Origin of the sequence: Pseudomonas sp. B392_1p, assembly GCF_052245235.1 — a bacterium.
Lineage (GTDB): Bacteria > Pseudomonadota > Gammaproteobacteria > Pseudomonadales > Pseudomonadaceae > Serpens > Serpens gallinarum.
The window spans coordinates 1-4,838 of sequence record NZ_JBQPXM010000026.1; the positions used below are offsets into that span (position 1 = coordinate 1).

2 tRNA genes and 2 rRNA genes are annotated in these 4,838 nt (G+C 52.2%); all 4 read left to right on the forward strand.

From position 1 onward, the window contains the following. Positions 1–1,448, forward strand: a 16S ribosomal RNA gene (locus tag ACTV8E_RS20545); the annotation flags it as partial. 64 nt (positions 1,449–1,512) lie between these two features. Continuing rightward, a tRNA-Ile gene (locus tag ACTV8E_RS20550) sits at positions 1,513–1,589 on the forward strand. A gap of 31 nt (positions 1,590–1,620) precedes the next feature. Continuing rightward, positions 1,621–1,696 (forward strand) — tRNA-Ala (locus ACTV8E_RS20555). Positions 1,697–1,923: 227 nt separating this feature from the next. Beyond that, positions 1,924–4,816: ribosomal RNA gene (locus ACTV8E_RS20560) — 23S ribosomal RNA — on the forward strand. Positions 4,817–4,838 lie beyond the last annotated feature (22 nt).

A 4,838-nucleotide genomic window follows, 5' to 3' on the forward strand; every position in this document is an offset into this window, starting at 1 on the left:
GATTCAGCGGCGGACGGGTGAGTAATGCCTAGGAATCTGCCTGGTAGTGGGGGATAACGTCCGGAAACGGGCGCTAATACCGCATACGTCCTACGGGAGAAAGCAGGGGACCTTCGGGCCTTGCGCTATCAGATGAGCCTAGGTCGGATTAGCTAGTTGGCGGGGTAAAGGCCCACCAAGGCGACGATCCGTAACTGGTCTGAGAGGATGATCAGTCACACTGGAACTGAGACACGGTCCAGACTCCTACGGGAGGCAGCAGTGGGGAATATTGGACAATGGGCGAAAGCCTGATCCAGCCATGCCGCGTGTGTGAAGAAGGTCTTCGGATTGTAAAGCACTTTAAGTTGGGAGGAAGGGTTGTAACCTAATACGTTGCAATTTTGACGTTACCGACAGAATAAGCACCGGCTAACTTCGTGCCAGCAGCCGCGGTAATACGAAGGGTGCAAGCGTTAATCGGAATTACTGGGCGTAAAGCGCGCGTAGGTGGTTAGGTAAGTTGGATGTGAAAGCCCTGGGCTCAACCTGGGAACTGCATCCAAAACTGCTTGGCTAGAGTACGGTAGAGGGTAGTGGAATTTCCTGTGTAGCGGTGAAATGCGTAGATATAGGAAGGAACACCAGTGGCGAAGGCGACTACCTGGACTGATACTGACACTGAGGTGCGAAAGCGTGGGGAGCAAACAGGATTAGATACCCTGGTAGTCCACGCCGTAAACGATGTCAACTAGTTGTTGGGTTCCTTGAGGACTTAGTAACGCAGCTAACGCATTAAGTTGACCGCCTGGGGAGTACGGCCGCAAGGTTAAAACTCAAATGAATTGACGGGGGCCCGCACAAGCGGTGGAGCATGTGGTTTAATTCGAAGCAACGCGAAGAACCTTACCTGGCCTTGACATGCTGAGAACTTTCCAGAGATGGATTGGTGCCTTCGGGAACTCAGACACAGGTGCTGCATGGCTGTCGTCAGCTCGTGTCGTGAGATGTTGGGTTAAGTCCCGTAACGAGCGCAACCCTTGTCCTTAGTTACCAGCACATTATGGTGGGCACTCTAAGGAGACTGCCGGTGACAAACCGGAGGAAGGTGGGGATGACGTCAAGTCATCATGGCCCTTACGGCCAGGGCTACACACGTGCTACAATGGTCGGTACAAAGGGTTGCCAAGCCGCGAGGTGGAGCTAATCCCATAAAACCGATCGTAGTCCGGATCGCAGTCTGCAACTCGACTGCGTGAAGTCGGAATCGCTAGTAATCGTGAATCAGAATGTCACGGTGAATACGTTCCCGGGCCTTGTACACACCGCCCGTCACACCATGGGAGTGGGTTGCACCAGAAGTAGCTAGTCTAACCTTCGGGAGGACGGTTACCACGGTGTGATTCATGACTGGGGTGAAGTCGTAACAAGGTAGCCGTAGGGGAACCTGCGGCTGGATCACCTCCTTAATCGAAGACATCAGCTTCTTCATAAGCATCCACACGAATTGCTTGATTCATTGTATAGACGATTGGGTCTGTAGCTCAGTTGGTTAGAGCGCACCCCTGATAAGGGTGAGGTCGGCAGTTCGAATCTGCCCAGACCCACCAATGTTCATGGGGCGCAGGCTTCAAGAATATTGGGGCCATAGCTCAGCTGGGAGAGCGCCTGCCTTGCACGCAGGAGGTCAGGAGTTCGATCCTCCTTGGCTCCACCACTCGTTAGAGTTCAGAAATGAACATTTACACCCTGGTGTGAAATGTTGATTTCTGGTCTTTACCAGAATCGTTCTTTAAAAATTTGGTATGTGATAGAAGTAGACTGAATAATCTCTTTCACTGGTGATTATTCAAGTCAAGGTAAAATTTGCGAGTTCAAGCGCGAATTTTCGGCGAATGTCGTCTTCACGTTCGAGACATGTAACCAGATTGCTTGGGGTTATATGGTCAAGTGAAGAAGCGCATACGGTGGATGCCTTGGCAGTCAGAGGCGATGAAAGACGTGATAGCCTGCGATAAGCTTCGGGGAGGTGGCAAATAACCTTTGATCCGGAGATCTCTGAATGGGGAAACCCACCCAGCATAAGCTGGGTATCTTGTACTGAATACATAGGTGCAAGAGGCGAACCCGGGGAACTGAAACATCTAAGTACCCGGAGGAACAGAAATCAACCGAGATTCCCTTAGTAGTGGCGAGCGAACGGGGATTAGCCCTTAAGCGTCTTGGATGTTAGTGAAAGGCTCTGGAAAGTGCCGCCGTAGTGGGTGATAGCCCCGTACACGAAAACATCCTTGGCGTGAAATCGAGTAGGACGGAGCACGAGAAACTTTGTCTGAATATGGGGGGACCATCCTCCAAGGCTAAATACTACTGACTGACCGATAGTGAACCAGTACCGTGAGGGAAAGGCGAAAAGAACCCCGGAGAGGGGAGTGAAATAGAACCTGAAACCGTATGCGTACAAGCAGTGGGAGCCCACTTTGTTGGGTGACTGCGTACCTTTTGTATAATGGGTCAGCGACTTATATTCAGTGGCGAGCTTAACCGAATAGGGGAGGCGTAGCGAAAGCGAGTCTTAATAGGGCGCTTTAGTCGCTGGGTATAGACCCGAAACCGGGCGATCTATCCATGGGCAGGTTGAAGGTTAGGTAACACTGACTGGAGGACCGAACCGACTACCGTTGAAAAGTTAGCGGATGACCTGTGGATCGGAGTGAAAGGCTAATCAAGCTCGGAGATAGCTGGTTCTCCTCGAAAGCTATTTAGGTAGCGCCTCATGTATCACTGTAGGGGGTAGAGCACTGTTTCGGCTAGGGGGTCATCCCGACTTACCAACCCGATGCAAACTCCGAATACCTACAAGTGCCGAGCATGGGAGACACACGGCGGGTGCTAACGTCCGTCGTGAAAAGGGAAACAACCCAGACCGTCAGCTAAGGTCCCAAAGTTATGGTTAAGTGGGAAACGATGTGGGAAGGCTTAGACAGCTAGGAGGTTGGCTTAGAAGCAGCCATCCTTTAAAGAAAGCGTAATAGCTCACTAGTCGAGTCGGCCTGCGCGGAAGATGTAACGGGGCTCAAACCATACACCGAAGCTACGGGTGTCACGTAAGTGACGCGGTAGAGGAGCGTTCTGTAAGCCTGTGAAGGTGAGTTGAGAAGCTTGCTGGAGGTATCAGAAGTGCGAATGCTGACATGAGTAACGACAATGGGTGTGAAAAACACCCACGCCGAAAGACCAAGGGTTCCTGCGCAACGTTAATCGACGCAGGGTTAGTCGGTCCCTAAGGCGAGGCTGAAGAGCGTAGTCGATGGGAAACAGGTTAATATTCCTGTACTTCTAGTTACTGCGATGGAGGGACGGAGAAGGCTAGGCCAGCACGGCGTTGGTTGTCCGTGTTTAAGGTGGTAGACCGAATTCTTAGGCAAATCCGGGAATTCAAGGTCGAGAGCTGATGACGAGTGTTCTTTTAGAACGCGAAGTGGTTGATGCCATGCTTCCAGGAAAAGCTTCTAAGCTTCAGGTAACTAGGAACCGTACCCCAAACCGACACAGGTGGTTGGGTAGAGAATACCAAGGCGCTTGAGAGAACTCGGGTGAAGGAACTAGGCAAAATGGCACCGTAACTTCGGGAGAAGGTGCGCCGGTGAGGGTGAAGCATTTACTGCGTAAGCTCATGCCGGTCGAAGATACCAGGCCGCTGCGACTGTTTATTAAAAACACAGCACTCTGCAAACACGAAAGTGGACGTATAGGGTGTGACGCCTGCCCGGTGCCGGAAGGTTAATTGATGGGGTTAGCGCAAGCGAAGCTCTTGATCGAAGCCCCGGTAAACGGCGGCCGTAACTATAACGGTCCTAAGGTAGCGAAATTCCTTGTCGGGTAAGTTCCGACCTGCACGAATGGCGTAACGATGGCGGCGCTGTCTCCACCCGAGACTCAGTGAAATTGAAATCGCTGTGAAGATGCAGTGTATCCGCGGCTAGACGGAAAGACCCCGTGAACCTTTACTGTAGCTTTGCACTGGACTTTGAATTTGTTTGTGTAGGATAGGTGGGAGGCTATGAAGCGTGGACGCCAGTTCGCGTGGAGCCATCCTTGAAATACCACCCTGGCAACTTTGAGGTTCTAACTCGGGTCCGTTATCCGGATCGAGGACAGTGTATGGTGGGCAGTTTGACTGGGGCGGTCTCCTCCTAAAGAGTAACGGAGGAGTACGAAGGTGCGCTCAGACCGGTCGGAAATCGGTCGTAGAGTATAAAGGCAAAAGCGCGCTTGACTGCGAGACAGACACGTCGAGCAGGTACGAAAGTAGGTCTTAGTGATCCGGTGGTTCTGTATGGAAGGGCCATCGCTCAACGGATAAAAGGTACTCCGGGGATAACAGGCTGATACCGCCCAAGAGTTCATATCGACGGCGGTGTTTGGCACCTCGATGTCGGCTCATCACATCCTGGGGCTGAAGCCGGTCCCAAGGGTATGGCTGTTCGCCATTTAAAGTGGTACGCGAGCTGGGTTTAGAACGTCGTGAGACAGTTCGGTCCCTATCTGCCGTGGACGTTTGAGATTTGAGAGGGGCTGCTCCTAGTACGAGAGGACCGGAGTGGACGAACCTCTGGTGTTCCGGTTGTCACGCCAGTGGCATTGCCGGGTAGCTATGTTCGGAAGAGATAACCGCTGAAAGCATCTAAGCGGGAAACTTGCCTCAAGATGAGATCTCACTGGGACCTTGAGTCCCCTGAAGGGCCGTCGAAGACTACGACGTTGATAGGCAGGGTGTGTAAGCGTTGTGAGGCGTTGAGCTAACCTGTACTAATTGCCCGTGAGGCTTGACCATATAACACCCAAACAATCTGCTG